Here is a 16,032-nt window from a genome sequence, read left to right on the forward strand (position 1 = left end):
TTATTTTCATCATATCCTATAAAAGTTGCTACTGCTATTGCTTTTAATACTCCAAAAAATTTTTTCATCCTTATCACTCTCCACTAATTTATTGTTTAATTTCTTTTTACAATTCAAATTATATAATTTCACAATAAAATTAAGTATCGATTTATATTTCATATAAATTACATTTTTGAAATCTTCTTCAAATTATTTCTTTAACTCTTCCAACAATACCACCTTCAAGCATAACTTTAATACCTCTATGATGATTTGGTGAATTTGTAAGAATTCTTTGTATTACCCCTTCTGTTAATTTACCAGAACGTTGGTCTTGCTTTTGAACTACCATAACTTTCATACCTAGTTTTAAATCCGCTCTTCTAGTTCCATTCATATTTTTCCTCTTTCCTATTTATATCATTTAAAATAAAAATTGCCTAAAATAATTAGAAACTTTTAGGCAATTTTAAAATTACATATTTTAATATTTAAATTTTTACTTTTCTACTACACCATATTTTATAAATTTAAATTTTCTTATTAAGTCCTCTCTACACTTTTCTTTATGACACATATTACTAAAAAATATAGAAATCTGATTCATCATTATATTCATAAGCATACTATTAAGACTTATAAGTTCATCAAAATCTTTTACTTTTAAACTACTTACATCAACAAGCTTTATAAAATAATCTTTATATTTTAAAAAATTATCTGGCTTTAAAAATGCAAATAAATGATTTAAAAGTTTTATATCCATATTTGAAACTGTAGTTATTATAAAATCTCTATCTTCACTATTTGCTGTATCCTCAGTTATAAAATCATAAACTAAAGTTAAAAATTCAAATATATCATATTTTTTACCTTTAATATTTTTTGCTAATGATTCAAGCATTCTATATTTAAATTCATCTAAAATATATATAAATAAATCTTCTTTATTTTCAAAATATTGATAAAAGCTTCCTCGTGATATACACGCTTCTTTTATTATTCTATTTATTGAAGCATCATAAAAACTATATTTGCTAAACTCTTCCTTTGAAGCAGTTATAATTTTATTTTGTTTATCTTTTTGTAAATTAAAAAATGTTTGGAAGGGCATCTATAATCTTCTCCTATCAATATTTAAAGTAATTATTTTATTCTGTTCTTAATGAATCAACTGGATCTAATTTTGCAGCTTTTCTAGCTGGTACAAGACCTGCACACATACTTACAATTGTACTTACAAGAATACCGCATATTGCATAAGCTGGAGTTATATTTATAACTTTCATATCAAAAACTTCCATTGAACCAATGTTTGCAACAATTGATATTAAAAATGCACCAGTTAAGCCAATTATACCACTAAATAACCCTATTAAAAATGCTTCTGATACAAATATTCTCTTTATATCTTTACTTCTTGCTCCTATTGCCCTTAATAATCCAATCTCCTTTGTTCTCTCAACTACACTTATATGAAGAACTACTAATATCATTATCGATGAAACAATTAAAGAAATAGCAGCAATACCAGCAAGAACTATTGTTAATACATTTAACATTGTTATCATTTGATCTCCCATAATTTCTTGAGTTGATCCTTGATACCCCATATCTAAAATCTTTGTTTTTATATTACTTGCCTTTTCTTTTGTATTTGCAACAAGATATATAACACTTGCATCTAAGTTTTCATCTTTCTTTTTAAGTAATGAATTTAAATCATTATAATTCATAAACACAACTTCTGTTGTTTCTGACATACGGTCTTTGTTTCCAGTTGTATAAATACCACTTACCTTAAATGTTCCTTCAACTTCTTTTCCTTGAACCAATGCTTTTAATTTAACATTTTTTCCAATAATATTTTCACCAAGTTCTTTTTCAACTAATTCACTTACTAAAATTTCATTGTTTTTTGGTAATTTACCTTTCTCTACATTTTTATCAGTTATGGCAGATGACATACTATTTAACATCATTATATCGCTTTTCTTATCTCCATATTTTAATGAATTATTTCCTGACATATTTATATAACTAAATCCTTTTTGTACTTCCTTAACACCATCTATTTTTGATAATTCTTTTATATTTTTATCTTTAAAAGGTTCTTTTGCACCCATCATGGCTTTCATAGCGGCTGCTGGGTCATTTGGATTATTAGAATTTTTCTCTGCCGGCATATTAACTTCAACTACTAAAGGGTTCATAAAACTTTTTATCATATCATTAAAATATGATTTCATTCCATTCCCTAAAGATAACATTAATACAACACTCATAATCCCTATACTTACCCCTACAGCAACTAATATATTTCTCTTAAGTTTTTGCTTCATATTATTTGCTGCAAGTCTTATTGCTGAAAAAAAGCTTAAATTTTTGTTGCTTTTATTTTCTGCTATATTTTCAAAAGAAACGTTATCTAATTCTACTCCTTCAATATCTTCAACTATTTCTCCATCCAATATTTTTATTATTCTACTTGAATGGGCTGCAACCTTTTCTGAATGAGTAACCATTATTACAAGCTTACCTTTTCTTGCAATATCTTTTATAATGTTTAATACTTGTTCTGTTGTTTCAGAATCTAATGCCCCTGTTGGCTCATCTGCAAGTATTATCTCTGGATCATTAACCAAAGCTCTTGCTATTGCAACTCTTTGTTTTTGACCTCCAGATAACTGATTTGGTTTTTTGTGAATATGTTCTTCAAGTCCAACTTCCTTTAAAACTTTAGTAGCTTTTTCTATACGAGTCTCTTTACTTACATTAGATAAAGTAAGTGCAATAGTTACATTATCTAATATAGATAAATGTGGTATTAAATTACAACTTTGAAATACGAAACCTATTTTTTTCTTTCTATATTCATCTAATTCTTTTTCTTTAAAATCACCTATATTCTTTCCATCTATAAGTAATTCACCTGTAAAATCAGAATCCAAACCTCCAATTAAATTCATCATTGTAGATTTACCGCTACCTGACTCACCTATTATAGATACAAGCTCCCCTCTATTAAAGGATACATTAATATTTTTTAATGCATGAAACTCTTGATTATTACCTAGTTTATAATACTTATTAATATTTTTTAATTGTAATAAATCCATATTTTATCTCCTCTAACTTTAACATTATATGACAAGTTGTCATTTCTAATAAGTTTATATGACAAGCTGTCATATGTCAATTGAAATATATGCCTTAATCAATTAATATTTTATCTACTTTTTAAAATAATTAATCATATAATACTAAAAATATTTTTTTAATTTATCTCTATTTAAATTAAATACTATGAACTTTTTGTATAATTTAATTATATTTATTTCTAAAGTAGTATAATTTTACTTAGTAATAAGGGAGGTTTTTTATATGAGAAGAGTCTATACTTGTTTTCCTCACGGAAAAGTTAAAGCTTTAACTTTAAGTTATGATGATGGTTCTTTAGCTGATATAAGATTAGTTAAAATATTAAATGAAAATGGTATTAAAGGAACTTTCCATTTAAATTCAAATTTAATTTTAGATGATGTAGATGTTTATGATAAAGTTCCATTTTATGAAGTTAAAGAACTTTATAAAGGTCATGAAGTAGCATGCCATACTTTAAATCATCCTGATATGACACGAACTAATATGACTACTAATATACAAGAAGTTATAAATGATCGTATTAATATTGAAGATGTAGTTGATTATCCTGTTCGTGGTATGTCTTATCCTTATGGTACATTTAATTTAGAAATTAAAAATATTATGAAAATGTGTGGAATAGCTTATTCTAGAATTACTGGTAATTCTGAAAACTTTAATATGCCAAAAGATTTTTATGAATGGAAACCAACTTGTCACCATAATCATAAATTATTAGAACTTTGTGATGAATTTTTAAAAAGAGATAGAAAAAATTTACTAAGTCTTTTCTATGTTTGGGGACATAGCTATGAATTCGATAGGGATAATAACTGGAAACTAATAGAGGACTTTGCAAAAAAAATTGGTCATAAAAAAGATATCTGGTATGCAACTAATATTGAAATAGTAGATTACATAAATGCTTCAAAAAGACTTCAATTCTTTGCTGATTGTAGTAAAGTTTTCAATCCAAACGGAATATCTATTTGGTTATCTATATTTACTAACCTTTCAAAAACTCAAAAAATCATTGAAGTTAAGCCGCTTGAAACAGTTTCTTTAAAGTAAGATAAACTAAAAATACTAAGGAATATAAATTAAATTATTTTATAATCCTTAGTATTTTTTTTAGTTTATTTATTAGATTCTATTTCATTAACTATATTATTAATTCTTTGCATTAAAGTATTTAAATCTGTATATCCTTTAGCCGCAAGATAATATTTCTTTTCATTTTCTTTTATTAAAACTTGTGGAAATGAGTTAACTTTAAGCATCTTTGCATATTCAAAATCTTTAATAGAATCTTCTATGACACTTTTCTCTTTCATTTTACTTAAAAATTCATTTTCATTTATATTAAAATATTGTGCAAGTGATTTATAAAACTCATCATAATTAGGATTTAATCCTTCAAAAAATATTTGATTTTGTAATTTCTTTATAAATTTAAATTCATCTTCTTTTTTAAATCCATAAGTTCTAAATGCACTTAAAGCACGTGCTGTTTTTTCTGAATTTAATTTATAGTTTTCTTTTCTTATTAATTCTAAATACGCTTCTGTTATTTTAGCACCTGTAACTTCAAAAATACGATTATATCCTTCTTTATAATGTTCTTTTAGTATCATCTTTACTGGTACCATTGCTTCTCCTGTAAACATACCTCCACTTACTATTTTAAAATTAAATTTATCCTTAAACTTTTCATAAGCTTCATTTATTACATCATCAAAACCATAACACCATGAACATAAACCATCATATACATAAATTATTTCATAATACTTTTCCATAAATATTACCTCCAAATCTTTACATACATAATAGTTCAATGAAGTTTCATTTTCAATGTACTTAAAAGTTATTTAATTGTATATTAATATAAATAATATAAGCAGTATTAAATGTTAATAATTATTGTTTTAAAAGTTAAAGCTAATCTTCTATTGAATTTATTATATTATCTATATTTACTTTTAGCTCATTCCAATTTTCTATAAAATTATTTAGCTCATCTATTCCGCTATCAGTAAGTCTATAATATTTTCTTTTAGCTCCAACATTTGATTCTCTCATAGTAGCAGTTAAAAGCCCTGCTTTTTCTAATCTTAAAAGCAGTGGATACATTGTTCCCTCAGATGCATTATCAAAACCATATTCTTTTAACTTTGATATTATCTCGTATCCATAAGTTTCATTCTTATGAATTATTGCAAGTATGCATCCTTCCAATGTACCTTTAAGCATTTGTGTTTTTTTGCTCATTTATATCAACTCTTTCTTTAATCCTCTTCTTTTCTTATATTCTTTTTCACTTATATAGTTATTTAGCTCATATAAAATTCCAAATGGTAACACTAAAAAGTATATTTTTATATCAATTAAATTTATTTGTGGAACTATTGTTTTTACAGTTATTATTATAGAAATTGAAATCATTATAAGTAAAATAATAAACTTTAATATTTTATTATCTTTTTTAATCTTTTCACCATAAACTTTAATTTTACATTCTTTTATAGAATCCTTTTTTATTTCTGAAAATACTAAATAACACATTAAAGCTATTATTAAATTTGAAATTAATTGATTGATTGTCAGGTTATAATTTAATGTAAATCCTTTACCCATTAATATACTTGTTAATTGAGACATTAAGTAATTTATAGTAAATAATACAGCCATAGAAATTAAAAATACTTGAATTTTAAAATTATTTATTATTTTATCAACTCTAGTATACTTAACTTTTATTTCATTTATTATATTATCACAAAATTTTATATAATTATCTCCAACTAAATATTTTATATCTTTACCATCTTTTTCAGCTTCTATAATCATATCTGCAATTTCTATTAAAGTTTCTTCTACATCTATATCTTTTAAATCTGAAAGTCTCATATAAACTACAATTTCTTCGTATATATTCTCATCTTCTTTGGTCATTCTTTTACTCAGCTTATTTATTTCTTTTAAATATTTCTCTTTAATACCCATATTACCATCTCCTAAATAATATTTATTCTTAAGTATATGTGTATTGTATTACAAGGTATATACTTTGTCAAACAAGGTACTATAAAATAAAAAGAAGAAGTTAAAATTTTTAACCTCTTAACTTCTTCCTTATTTTTACTTTATATTATTTTTCATCTTCTACTTTATTTTTCTTTTTTATAAATACTACCCCAACTAACATTAATAAAGCTGCTACCATAACTGATAATATTCCATATTCATAACCTGTTTTAGGTAAATTATCATCTTGGTTATTTTTATCTGTTTTATTTAAATCTTTATCTTGACTATTTGCTTCAGAGTTTACTACTTGTTTTTTATCATTTGCAGTGTCCTTTGATTTATCATTTGTAGTTGCATTGGCTGTGCTATTATTATCTTTTGAAGCATTAGTAGAATTATTTGTATTTGTATTATTATTTTTATTATCTGTTTGTTTATTAGGGTCTTGGTTATTATTTGTTTTATCGTTGTTTGTTTTATCATTACTTGTTGTTCCGCTATTTTTATCTGAATTATCTTTATCATTATTAGTATTTGGGTTTTCTACTGCAAATGCAGTTTGTGAAGTTGTATGTGGTTTGTTTGCGGCAAGTAAATCTTTATATAATAAATAATATGATGCTGATGACCAACTAAAGTTTTTACAATTTAATCCATTACCATTTTCAGGATCATAATTTTCTCTTATTGGACCATCTCCAGTTAATCCTTCTGCTTTATTAAACAACTTCTCTGTCATTGATTTTGCTTCTTTATTGTAACCATAATTTTGAAGTGCTTCTACTCCAAATAATGCTTGATCTAACCATACTGGGCCTCTCCAGTATTGAGTAGGTGAATATTTAGGATTATCCTTTGAAGCTGTTGGGAATGGCATTGGAGTATTAAACTTATCTGGACTAACCATATTTTTTTCTACTGCTTGAGCTTGTTCTTTAGTTGCCATTTTAGCCCATAATGGTATCCAACCTTCTGTTCCTTTTCCCCTATTAACTAATAATTTTTTCTTTGTTCCATCATTATTAATTTGAAGGTCGTAGAAAAATCCTGTTTTCTTATCAAACATATTATTATCTACATATTGTTTTATATGTTCAGCTTGCTTTTCAAATTTTGCAGCATCTCCACTTTCACCTAAAACATCAGCCATTGATTTTAAGAATCCATCTTCTGCGTAAAGATATGCATTTAAATCAACTGATTCTTGATTTATAGAGTATCCAACAACTTTTCCATCTTTATTTTTATTTTCAAATACTTTTACCCCTACATCTCCTTCACCTGATCCTTTAACATCGAATCTTGTTGCATTATCCATTCCACTTTCCCAAGCAGCAGCTTCGATTATTGCATTAGGATCAAATTTTGGATTTCCATCTTTATCTTTAACTACATTTCCATCCTTATCATATAAGTAGTGAGCATTATGAACCATAGCTCCATATTCAGCTATACCATTTTTATCATGATCTCTGTTCTCATACCACCATTTATGATAAGCAACTAACTTAGGATACATTTCTTCTAAGAAACTTACATCACCTGTTTGTTTATATACATTCCATACTGCCCATGCTGATAGAGGTGGCTTAGAGTTTCTTTCATTCCAGTTGCCACCTTTCCCCCCTCTTTCTGAATCTTTGTTGTAAAATATTGCATCTATTACGGCTCCAGCATCTTGTGGTCTAACTTTATCTCCTGGTTTTACTTGATAATCAAACATAGCTCTTATATTATTTTCAGCAAGTGTTCCATCAAAATTAGCTGCTGCAACTGCATGTTTCCATGAATCCCAAGCCCACATTCCTAAGAACCATTTATATGACATTGAAGGAACAATTCCATCATGTTTAATAGCTCCAGCTTTACTCTTCCAGTTTGTAGTAAGAGTTTCCATAGCTTTTACTGCTACTTTTTCATATTTAGGATCTATACTCTTTGTTCCATCAAAAGTTTTATTTAAGTATCCTTGCCAACGTTCATTATTCTTATTAAAGTATGTATCTCCATTAGCTAATAAATTATTTATCTTTTCATTTTCATTATTTAGCTCTTCCTTTGTAAAAGTGTAGCTTTCTGTTGTATATGTTTTAAATTCTTTTTTGGGTGATATTTTTATACCTTTATTTAATTCAGTTGTATAACTATTACCATCTACCTTTGTACTTGTATCTCCATTATAATTTATTGTAAATCTAGTTTGATCTGTTGAAAAAAAGTTCCAAGTATACTCAATATTTGAGAAAGTAATTTCTACTCCATTTTTAGTTGCTAATAATTTTTGATTAAGAGGTGCTGAACCTCCTCCTTCTTTAAATTCATTAAATATATGACCTTTCCATCCTAATTTAAGATTTAAATCTTTATCAGTATTGTTTATTATAGATGTTTTAATTAATGCAGTTCTATTAGTTGGAAATATAAGTTCTAAAACTAAAGTAAAATCTTTTAATTTATAATTTTCAACTAATTTTCCTGGGTAATATGTAAAAGTAGCTTTACTATCTTTTCCTAAATCATATACTTTACCAGTATCTGAATTTGTTATGTATATTTTACTTATTGAATCTGATAAATTAATTGGATATTCTTGACCAATTATTACTGGACCTTGGAAGTCCCCATAATTCTTTGTATCACTTTCCTTTGGCAGATAATATCCATGCCATGCTCCTTTATCAGAGAAATTATTATATTTATTATTTGAATTTTCCCCATATAAACTACTTGTTATGTTTCCTTTTACATTTAATACATTTTTATAATTTGTAACCTCCTTTCCGCTTTCTGCTGCAAAAGCATTTACTCCCGTACAACTTAAAAGTACCATTGATGACATTCCAAAAGAAGCAATACACTTAATTGCCCTTTTCTTAAAAATCATTAAAAATCCCCCTTTATTCCTTTTAAGTTATATAAATTAACTATGGAATTTTATAAACTACTTTTAATACATCTTTTAACCTATAATATATAAATTTTCCATAACTAACTTGAATATCTTAAAAGAAAAATAAATTATTATAACCATTCAGATTTTATTATAAAACCCTTATTAAACGTTTTCAAACTTCTCTAAATTCACTTTTATTATTTTTTTAACTATTATTTTAAAATTTTTAAAGTATTTATAATAACTTTTTCAAATAATTTAATTAAATAGTTAAATTTACATATTATTTTTAAAACTTTACTATAGTAAATTGATTTAATATTATTTTTAAATCCTTTTAATATAAATTAAAAAATTTATTTAAATATATATTTGATATAGATTATCTTTATTTATCTTATAAATTTCTAATTTTATATATTTATTTAATATCTTTTATATATATTTTTATTATGATAAAATATTTTTAGAAACTTTTATAGAATTTATATATATTTTCTATAATATGTATAATTTTTCAAAAGACAAATTTAAAATTAACTTTAGGGGGATTGTTAATAATGAAAAAAATTACTACCTTAGTGCTGTCATGTTTAATTCCTGTATCTTTATTATTTACAGGCTGTGGCAAATCTACAAATGATTCAAAGGATTTTAAAAGCGAAATTTCTTTTGCTGGATCTTCTACTTTAGTTCCTGTAATTGATGCTGAAAAAGAAGCTTTTACAAGCAATGGAAAAACTACTTGGAACAAAATTAATAGTGAGTTTCCAGAAGAAGAAATTAAAATGCCAATAACATCTGGTGGTTCTGGTGAAGGGGTAAAAGCTGTAATTGATAAAACTGCTGACCTTGGACTTGTATCTAGAACTGTAAAAAAAGAAGAAAAAGAGAAAATAAAAGATTTTAAAGAATTCAAAATTGGTACTGATGCTTTAACTATATCAGTTAATCCAAAGAATCCAATTTTAAAGAAAACTGATAACTTAACTACTGAACAAATAAGAGATATATTCTCTGGAAAATATAAATATTGGAGTGACTTAGATAAAAGCTTACCAAAGAAAGAAATCGTAGTTATTACTAGAGACTTAAGTGGTGGAGCTCATGAAGTATTCCAAAAGAATGTTATGAAAGATGTAAAAGTAAAAAAAGATGTTATACAAGCTCCTTCAATGGGTGCCTTAACAAGCAAAATCATGGAAAATGAATATGCAATAGGTTATGCATCATATGGTGTTGTTAATCAAAATAAAGGAAAATTAACACCACTAAAAGTAGATGGAGTTGAAGCTACAAAAGAAAATATTAAAGATGGTAAATATAAAATCTCTCGTCCATTATTAATTATAAAAAGTGGAGATTTAAATCTTTCTGAAAAAGCATTTGTTGACTTCATTCTTTCTAGTGATGGTCAAGCTGTAGTAGAAAAATTAGGTTTTATTCCTGAAAAGTAATTATTTAATTAACTTGTAGTGTAATCTTATGCTACAAGTTAATTTATTTTAAAAGAAAGGATTTATTTTATGAATATAAGAGATAAGTTATTTAAACTTATAATAAAAGTAATAGCTATAATTTCTTTAAGTTTAATTGCACTTATTGTATTATTTATTTTTAAAGAAAGTATAGCTCTTTTTAAGGACTATTCTTTTACAAAATTTATTTTTTCAAAAGAATGGAATCCATTAAGTGATCCAGTAGAGCTTGGTATACTTCCTATGATATTATCAACTCTTTACATTTCATTTTTAGCAATTTTAATTGCAACTCCAATAGCAATAGGTGCTGCTTTATATATTAGTTTTTTTGTAAATAAAAGGCTTAAAAATTTAATTCATTCCTTTATATCTATACTTGCTGGAATCCCTTCAGTAATTTATGGATTTATTGGACTTTTAGTTGTAGTTAAATTTATAGAGATTACTTTCAATAAGGAATCTGGAGAAAGTGTACTAGCTGGTGCTATAGTTTTATCTATAATGATAATTCCATATATAATATCCAATTTAGAAGAAAGTTTCACTAAAATTTATAATAAATATGGTAAAGCATCATCTTCTCTTGGTGTATCAAAAAATTATATGATTTTAAATCTTATAATTCCATCTGCAAAGAGAAGTATAATAGCAAGTATAGTATTAGCCCTTGGAAGAGCTATGGGTGAAACTATGGCTGTTATGATGGTTATTGGTAATGCTCCTATTATGCCAAAACTTTTAGGTAAAGCTGAAACTATCCCTTCACTTTTAGCACTTGAAGTTGGCTCATCAGAACTTTATAGCTTTCATTACTATGGTCTTTATGCATCAGGCTTTGTCCTTATGATAGTACTTATAATAATAAACATAGTATTCCAAAGAGTTAAAGATTCAGTAATAAAGGAGTAATTTAAATGAAAAAACTTATTAATATATGGATATATTTAAGTATGCTAATTGTTGTTGTTGTATTAAGCTTTATTTTAATATTTATAGCTAAAGAAGGAATATCACAAATAAATTTCACATTTTTATTCAAATCTCCAAAAGGTATGCCAATAGGTTCTAATGGAGGAATATTCCCTGCAATTATAGGAAGTTTATTAACTACATTTATTGCAAGTATTATAGCTGGAATAATGGGATTATGTACATCTATATTTAACGTATTTTACATAAAAAATAAGACACTTAATAATGTTGTATGTACTATTGTTCAGTGCATATCAGGTGTTCCTTCAATAATACTTGGTTTATTTGGATATGCATTTTTAGTAGTAACTTTAGGCTTTGGTAAAAGTGTTCTTTCAGCTTCAATAACTTTAGCAATTATGATATATCCTTACATAGAAGTTAGACTTGAAAAATGTTTTAGAGAATTTCAAGAAGAATATTTATTATCATCTTATTCCCTTGGTGTATCAAAGGAATATACAATAATACACCTAGTCTTAAATGGAACAAAAAAAGAAATTATAACATCCATAACTATGGCTTCTGGTTTTGCAATGGGAGCAACCGCTCCTATAATGTTAACAGGTGCTGTTGTTAATACTCATTCTCCAGAAAGTTTACTCGATCCATTTATGTCATTACCTTACCATCTTTATATTTTAATGCAACAAGGTATAGGTATTGATAAAGCTTATGGTACTGCATTTGTTCTTATAATTTTAGTTCTTATTATAAACTTTTTAGGTGCAATTTTAGGAGGTCTTAAAAAAGATGAACACTTTGATTAAAATAAGAAATTTAACTATTAATTCTAAAGATAAAATTATTTTAAATAATATAAATTTGGATATTGAAAAAAATAAAATAACAGTAATTTTAGGACCTTCAGGTGGTGGAAAAACTACTTTGCTTAAAACTATAAATAGAATGATAGATGAAGATAATTCACTTAAACAAGAAGGTTCAATATTTTTAGATGATAAAGACATATCAAAAATGCCACTTCAAATGGTAAGAAAAGAAATTGGTATGGTTTTTCAAAATCCTACTCCATTTCCATTTTCAATTTATAAAAATATGATTTATGGCCCAAAATACTTTGGCTTAAAAAATTTAAAAGAAATTGTTTATGAAAACTTGAAAAAAGTTTCTTTATATAATGAAATTGAAGGTAACTTAAAGATGAATGCATTAAAACTTTCAGGTGGCCAAAAACAAAGATTATGCATAGCTAGAGCATTAACTGTAAATCCTAAAGTTTTATTACTTGATGAACCTTGTTCTGCTCTAGATTATAAAAATGTTTTAAATATAGAAAATCTTTTAAAATCTTTAAAGAAAGATTATACGATAATAGTTGTAACTCATAACTTAGATCAAGCTGAAAGAATTGCAGATAAAAAAATATATATTGAAGATGGTAAATTAATAAAAAAAGGACTGTAATTTCATAATTACAGTCCTTTAAAATATTTTAAAAACAATTATTTATTAGCTAATCTTTTCTTTCTAAATCTTGTAGCACTAACTAAAACTCCGATAAAACATATTACTGCTGCAACTACATAAACAAAATCTGTAGCGCTTATAAATACATGATCTTTTCCTTTAACATAGTTTGTAACAGTATATCCAAGCATACTACTCATTCTACTATATAAAAGAGTTGTTCCAAGTGTTACACCAAATATCATACCTAAGTTTCTAACTAAAGCATTTATACTACCTGCAATTCCAAGTTTATCTCTTTTTACTGTAGACATTACAAGTGTATTATTTGGAGATTGGAACATTCCATTACCAATTCCCATTAAAACAGAATATATTCCAATAAGCCATAAAGGAGTTAATTCATGTACTGTTGACATAAATACAAAACTTAAAGCAAGCATAAATAGACCTATAAGAGCTATAAGTTCTGAACCAATTTTATCAGCTAAATTCCCACTTAAAGGTGATACAACTGATAAAGTTATTGGATATATCATCATAAATAATCCTGCATAAAATGGTGTAAGATTTAATACATCTTGAAGATAAAATGGTAATAAAATTGTAAAGCAACTAATTGCTATAAATGATATAAATCCACAAAATACACTAATTGAAAATAAATTATTTTTAAATATACTTAAATCTAAAACTGGTGATTCTATTTTTAATTCTGTAACTATAAATAATATAAATGATATTATACTTATTAAGAATCCAATAATTATAGGAGTGCTTTTATATCCTAAGAATTGACCTTCTGTTAATGATAAAACTATTGATATTATAAATATTGCAAAAAGAATAGTTCCTATTATATCAATTTTCTTATTCTTTTCTCCATTTTCTTTAGGTAATATTTTCATCGCTGCTATAAATGCTATAATTCCAATTGGTACATTTATTAAAAATATATATTCCCATTTAAATGATACTATCATTCCGCCAAGTGCTGGACCAACCATTATTCCAAGTGCAACTGCTGCTCCAGATATTCCAACTGCTCTTCCTCTTCCACCTTTTGAAAAAGCGTCTGTTATTATACCAAGACTATTTGCCATAGTTATTGATGCTCCAATACCTTGGAAAACTCTTGATGCAACAAGTAAAGGTAATGTATGTGATAATCCACAAAGTAATGATCCTAAAGTAAATAAAAATATTCCACCTTTAAAAGTATTACATTTACCTTTTACATCCCCAAATCTTCCTCCAAGTAATATTAAACATGAAATTGCTATAAGATAACTTGTAACAATCCATTGAACAGAAGCCATAGTTACACCTAAGTCTTCAGATATCATAGGAAGTGCCACGTTGACTATACTACTATCTAAACAGTTCATAAAAGTTACTGTTACTACGCATATAAGTATTTTCCATCTATTGTCATGTAGAGCATTGTACGTGTTATTTTCCATTTTAATTCATCCTTTCTCATCTTTTGTTTAATTATTTTAAAACCATGAGAATAATTATAATACAAATAATCAAGTAATTTCATAAGGCAAATTTTGCTTTAATACATAATTAAATCAAACTAAATTCTTTATACTTAAATATACTCTATATTACTAATTAAAAATACAAACATTATTTATACAGATATAAAAATAAAAATAGAGTACCTTTAAACTTTATTTAAAGGTACTCCATTTTTTATGTTAATATGATGTTCAACCAAAATTTAAAATTATGATTGATGTACTACTTCTAAAACTTCTTCCTCTTCTTCTACAATAACTTTTTCTTGTTTTCTTTTATTGTATACTAATTTGTAAAGTACTACACCACAAATTAATCCAGCAGCACATAATACTATCATTGATATAAATATTAACTTATATCCTGCAAGTCCTGGATGTTTATCAAGTAATCCACCATAATATGAATTTATAAACATATCTGGAACATATCCAATAAATGAAACTATCCCTGCTGCAATACCAGTATATTCTCTTGGTACTCTAACTTCATCAAGTGGTGCGAAGAATACCCCTTTCATTCCAAGTAAAACTATTGATAATACTAACATGTTTATTAATACTAATACTACAAATGAAGGTTTTCCTGGTATTATTACATAAATTCCTGTAAATATAATTGATAATACAAATCCTATTATCATAAACTTAATTGTTGATTTCATCTTATCTGCAATTACACCAGCAATTGGTGGTGCAAATGCCATTATTACATAACTTCTAATTATTCCAATAAATGCTCCAACTGCTACTGACATTTTAAATACATCTGTAACAAATGGTGTTAAGAATGCAAGTCCTGAAAATGCTGCATATGTTGTAAATACTAAAGCTGCTGCAAGCCATACTTCTGGCATTTTTATAACTTTTTTAATACCATGCATTATTGCGCCCCTAGCCTCTTTGTCTTTTTCTTGTTCTTCTTCTGAATCATCTAATAAGAAATAAGCTGCTATACCAATAACTATAAGAGTAACTGAGTAGAAAATTATTATTGATCTTATTCCAAATACACCTTCACCAAGTTTTGCAAGCATTCCAAGTGCTATGAAAGATACTACTGTAGAAGCAACTCCTCTACCACCTTCTAAAAATCCAAACAATTTACCTTGTTCTGAGCTATCTCCAAGCATTCTAACTGCTTTAACCATTGTTGGCCAAAATGTAAATACAGTTGTTATTGCCCATGCCCCGTTTATAATCAAGCATACAGTATAGGAAGGAATTGTTGCATACCAAAAACCTAATGCACCAGTTGCAATTAATGAAAATGGTACTAATATTTTATAAGAAAACTTATCTGCTATAATTCCGCCTGGTATGTATAATAAGAAATTAACTATTCCATACATACTTGTTAAGAAACCCATTTGAAAGTTTGTTAAATGAAAAGCTTGTTGCATTGGTATGTAAAAAACTTCTCTTAAATATGGTAGTCTATAAATTACTCCTCCACCAGCACATAGAACTAAAAGAGTAATCCACTTTTTCACATTATTATTTTTCATTTGTTCCTCATCCCCTTTTTTAGTCTGTCAAAATTATTACCACAGTTTTACAAACGTTTACTCTA

14 protein-coding genes are annotated in these 16,032 nt (G+C 26.1%); 5 read left to right on the plus strand and 9 right to left on the minus strand.

The window, feature by feature from the left end:
* Nucleotides 1–187 precede the first annotated feature (187 nt).
* The 3 genes from O212_RS0111765 to O212_RS0111775 form a co-directional block, all read right to left on the minus strand.
* Entirely contained in the window at nucleotides 188–379 is a 192-nt protein-coding gene (locus O212_RS0111765; protein WP_024615302.1) for a YwbE family protein, read from the minus strand.
* 102 nt (nucleotides 380–481) lie between these two features.
* Nucleotides 482–1,096, minus strand: a complete 615-nt coding sequence (locus O212_RS16260; protein ID WP_024615303.1) for a TetR family transcriptional regulator — start codon at nucleotides 1,094–1,096, stop codon at nucleotides 482–484.
* Nucleotides 1,097–1,133: 37 nt separating this feature from the next.
* Nucleotides 1,134–3,101 carry an ABC transporter ATP-binding protein/permease gene (locus O212_RS0111775; protein WP_024615304.1) on the minus strand — a complete coding sequence of 656 codons (1,968 nt, stop codon included), beginning with the start codon at nucleotides 3,099–3,101 and terminating at the stop codon, nucleotides 1,134–1,136.
* Between the two features lie 265 nt (nucleotides 3,102–3,366).
* Between O212_RS0111775 and O212_RS0111780 the strand changes: the two genes are divergently transcribed.
* Nucleotides 3,367–4,197 (plus strand): polysaccharide deacetylase family protein, encoded by an 831-nt coding sequence (locus tag O212_RS0111780; RefSeq protein ID WP_024615305.1) that lies wholly within the window; start codon nucleotides 3,367–3,369, stop codon nucleotides 4,195–4,197.
* Nucleotides 4,198–4,262: 65 nt separating this feature from the next.
* On the opposite strand, the gene O212_RS0111785 is transcribed toward O212_RS0111780, so the two are convergent.
* The 4 genes from O212_RS0111785 to ygjK all read right to left on the minus strand — a co-directional run bounded on the left by O212_RS0111785 (nucleotide 4,263) and on the right by ygjK (nucleotide 9,040).
* A complete protein-coding gene (locus tag O212_RS0111785; protein WP_024615306.1) occupies nucleotides 4,263–4,925 on the minus strand; it encodes a DsbA family protein in 663 nt (220 codons plus the stop codon).
* Nucleotides 4,926–5,067: 142 nt separating this feature from the next.
* Complete coding sequence (locus O212_RS0111790) at nucleotides 5,068–5,397, minus strand: PadR family transcriptional regulator (RefSeq protein WP_024615307.1); 330 nt, start codon at nucleotides 5,395–5,397, stop codon at nucleotides 5,068–5,070.
* Entirely contained in the window at nucleotides 5,398–6,132 is a 735-nt protein-coding gene (locus O212_RS0111795) for a DUF1048 domain-containing protein (RefSeq protein ID WP_024615308.1), read from the minus strand.
* 145 nt (nucleotides 6,133–6,277) lie between these two features.
* Entirely contained in the window at nucleotides 6,278–9,040 is a 2,763-nt protein-coding gene (ygjK, locus tag O212_RS0111800; protein ID WP_024615309.1) for an alpha-glucosidase, read from the minus strand.
* A 569-nt stretch (nucleotides 9,041–9,609) separates the two neighbouring features.
* On the opposite strand from ygjK, the gene O212_RS0111805 reads away from it, so the two are divergent.
* The 4 genes from O212_RS0111805 to O212_RS0111820 all read left to right on the plus strand — a co-directional run bounded on the left by O212_RS0111805 (nucleotide 9,610) and on the right by O212_RS0111820 (nucleotide 12,930).
* A complete protein-coding gene (locus O212_RS0111805) occupies nucleotides 9,610–10,506 on the plus strand; it encodes a phosphate ABC transporter substrate-binding protein (protein WP_024615310.1) in 897 nt (298 codons plus the stop codon).
* 69 nt (nucleotides 10,507–10,575) lie between these two features.
* Nucleotides 10,576–11,439 (plus strand): phosphate ABC transporter permease subunit PstC, encoded by an 864-nt coding sequence (gene pstC / locus O212_RS0111810; protein ID WP_024615311.1) that lies wholly within the window; start codon nucleotides 10,576–10,578, stop codon nucleotides 11,437–11,439.
* Between the two features lie 5 nt (nucleotides 11,440–11,444).
* A complete protein-coding gene (locus O212_RS0111815) occupies nucleotides 11,445–12,272 on the plus strand; it encodes an ABC transporter permease subunit (protein ID WP_024615312.1) in 828 nt (275 codons plus the stop codon).
* Nucleotides 12,256–12,930, plus strand: coding sequence for an ATP-binding cassette domain-containing protein (locus O212_RS0111820; protein ID WP_024615313.1), 675 nt, complete (start codon nucleotides 12,256–12,258; stop codon nucleotides 12,928–12,930). The genes O212_RS0111815 and O212_RS0111820 overlap by 17 nt, the downstream gene beginning before the upstream one ends.
* A gap of 38 nt (nucleotides 12,931–12,968) precedes the next feature.
* Here O212_RS0111820 and O212_RS0111825 read toward each other — a convergent pair whose 3' ends face one another.
* Entirely contained in the window at nucleotides 12,969–14,396 is a 1,428-nt protein-coding gene (locus O212_RS0111825; RefSeq protein ID WP_024615314.1) for an MFS transporter, read from the minus strand.
* Between the two features lie 272 nt (nucleotides 14,397–14,668).
* On the minus strand, nucleotides 14,669–15,967 hold the full coding sequence (locus O212_RS0111830; protein WP_024615315.1) for an MFS transporter: 1,299 nt from the start codon (nucleotides 15,965–15,967) through the stop codon (nucleotides 14,669–14,671).
* Nucleotides 15,968–16,032: the final 65 nt, after the last annotated feature.

The organism is Clostridium sp. Ade.TY (assembly GCF_000498355.1).
Taxonomy (GTDB): Bacteria; Bacillota; Clostridia; order Clostridiales; family Clostridiaceae; genus Clostridium.

Coding starts and splice junctions, on each gene's coding strand:
- O212_RS0111795 (WP_024615308.1), bottom strand. CDS start 6,132: ATGGGTATTAAAGAGAAATATTTAAAAGAAATAAATAAGCTGAGTAAA.
- O212_RS16260 (WP_024615303.1), bottom strand. CDS start 1,096: ATGCCCTTCCAAACATTTTTTAATTTACAAAAAGATAAACAAAATAAA.
- O212_RS0111775 (WP_024615304.1), bottom strand. CDS start 3,101: ATGGATTTATTACAATTAAAAAATATTAATAAGTATTATAAACTAGGT.
- O212_RS0111785 (WP_024615306.1), bottom strand. CDS start 4,925: ATGGAAAAGTATTATGAAATAATTTATGTATATGATGGTTTATGTTCA.
- O212_RS0111815 (WP_024615312.1), top strand. CDS start 11,445: ATGAAAAAACTTATTAATATATGGATATATTTAAGTATGCTAATTGTT.
- O212_RS0111820 (WP_024615313.1), top strand. CDS start 12,256: ATGAACACTTTGATTAAAATAAGAAATTTAACTATTAATTCTAAAGAT.
- ygjK (WP_024615309.1), bottom strand. CDS start 9,040: ATGATTTTTAAGAAAAGGGCAATTAAGTGTATTGCTTCTTTTGGAATG.
- O212_RS0111825 (WP_024615314.1), bottom strand. CDS start 14,396: ATGGAAAATAACACGTACAATGCTCTACATGACAATAGATGGAAAATA.
- O212_RS0111790 (WP_024615307.1), bottom strand. CDS start 5,397: ATGAGCAAAAAAACACAAATGCTTAAAGGTACATTGGAAGGATGCATA.
- pstC (WP_024615311.1), top strand. CDS start 10,576: ATGAATATAAGAGATAAGTTATTTAAACTTATAATAAAAGTAATAGCT.
- O212_RS0111830 (WP_024615315.1), bottom strand. CDS start 15,967: ATGAAAAATAATAATGTGAAAAAGTGGATTACTCTTTTAGTTCTATGT.
- O212_RS0111765 (WP_024615302.1), bottom strand. CDS start 379: ATGAATGGAACTAGAAGAGCGGATTTAAAACTAGGTATGAAAGTTATG.
- O212_RS0111780 (WP_024615305.1), top strand. CDS start 3,367: ATGAGAAGAGTCTATACTTGTTTTCCTCACGGAAAAGTTAAAGCTTTA.
- O212_RS0111805 (WP_024615310.1), top strand. CDS start 9,610: ATGAAAAAAATTACTACCTTAGTGCTGTCATGTTTAATTCCTGTATCT.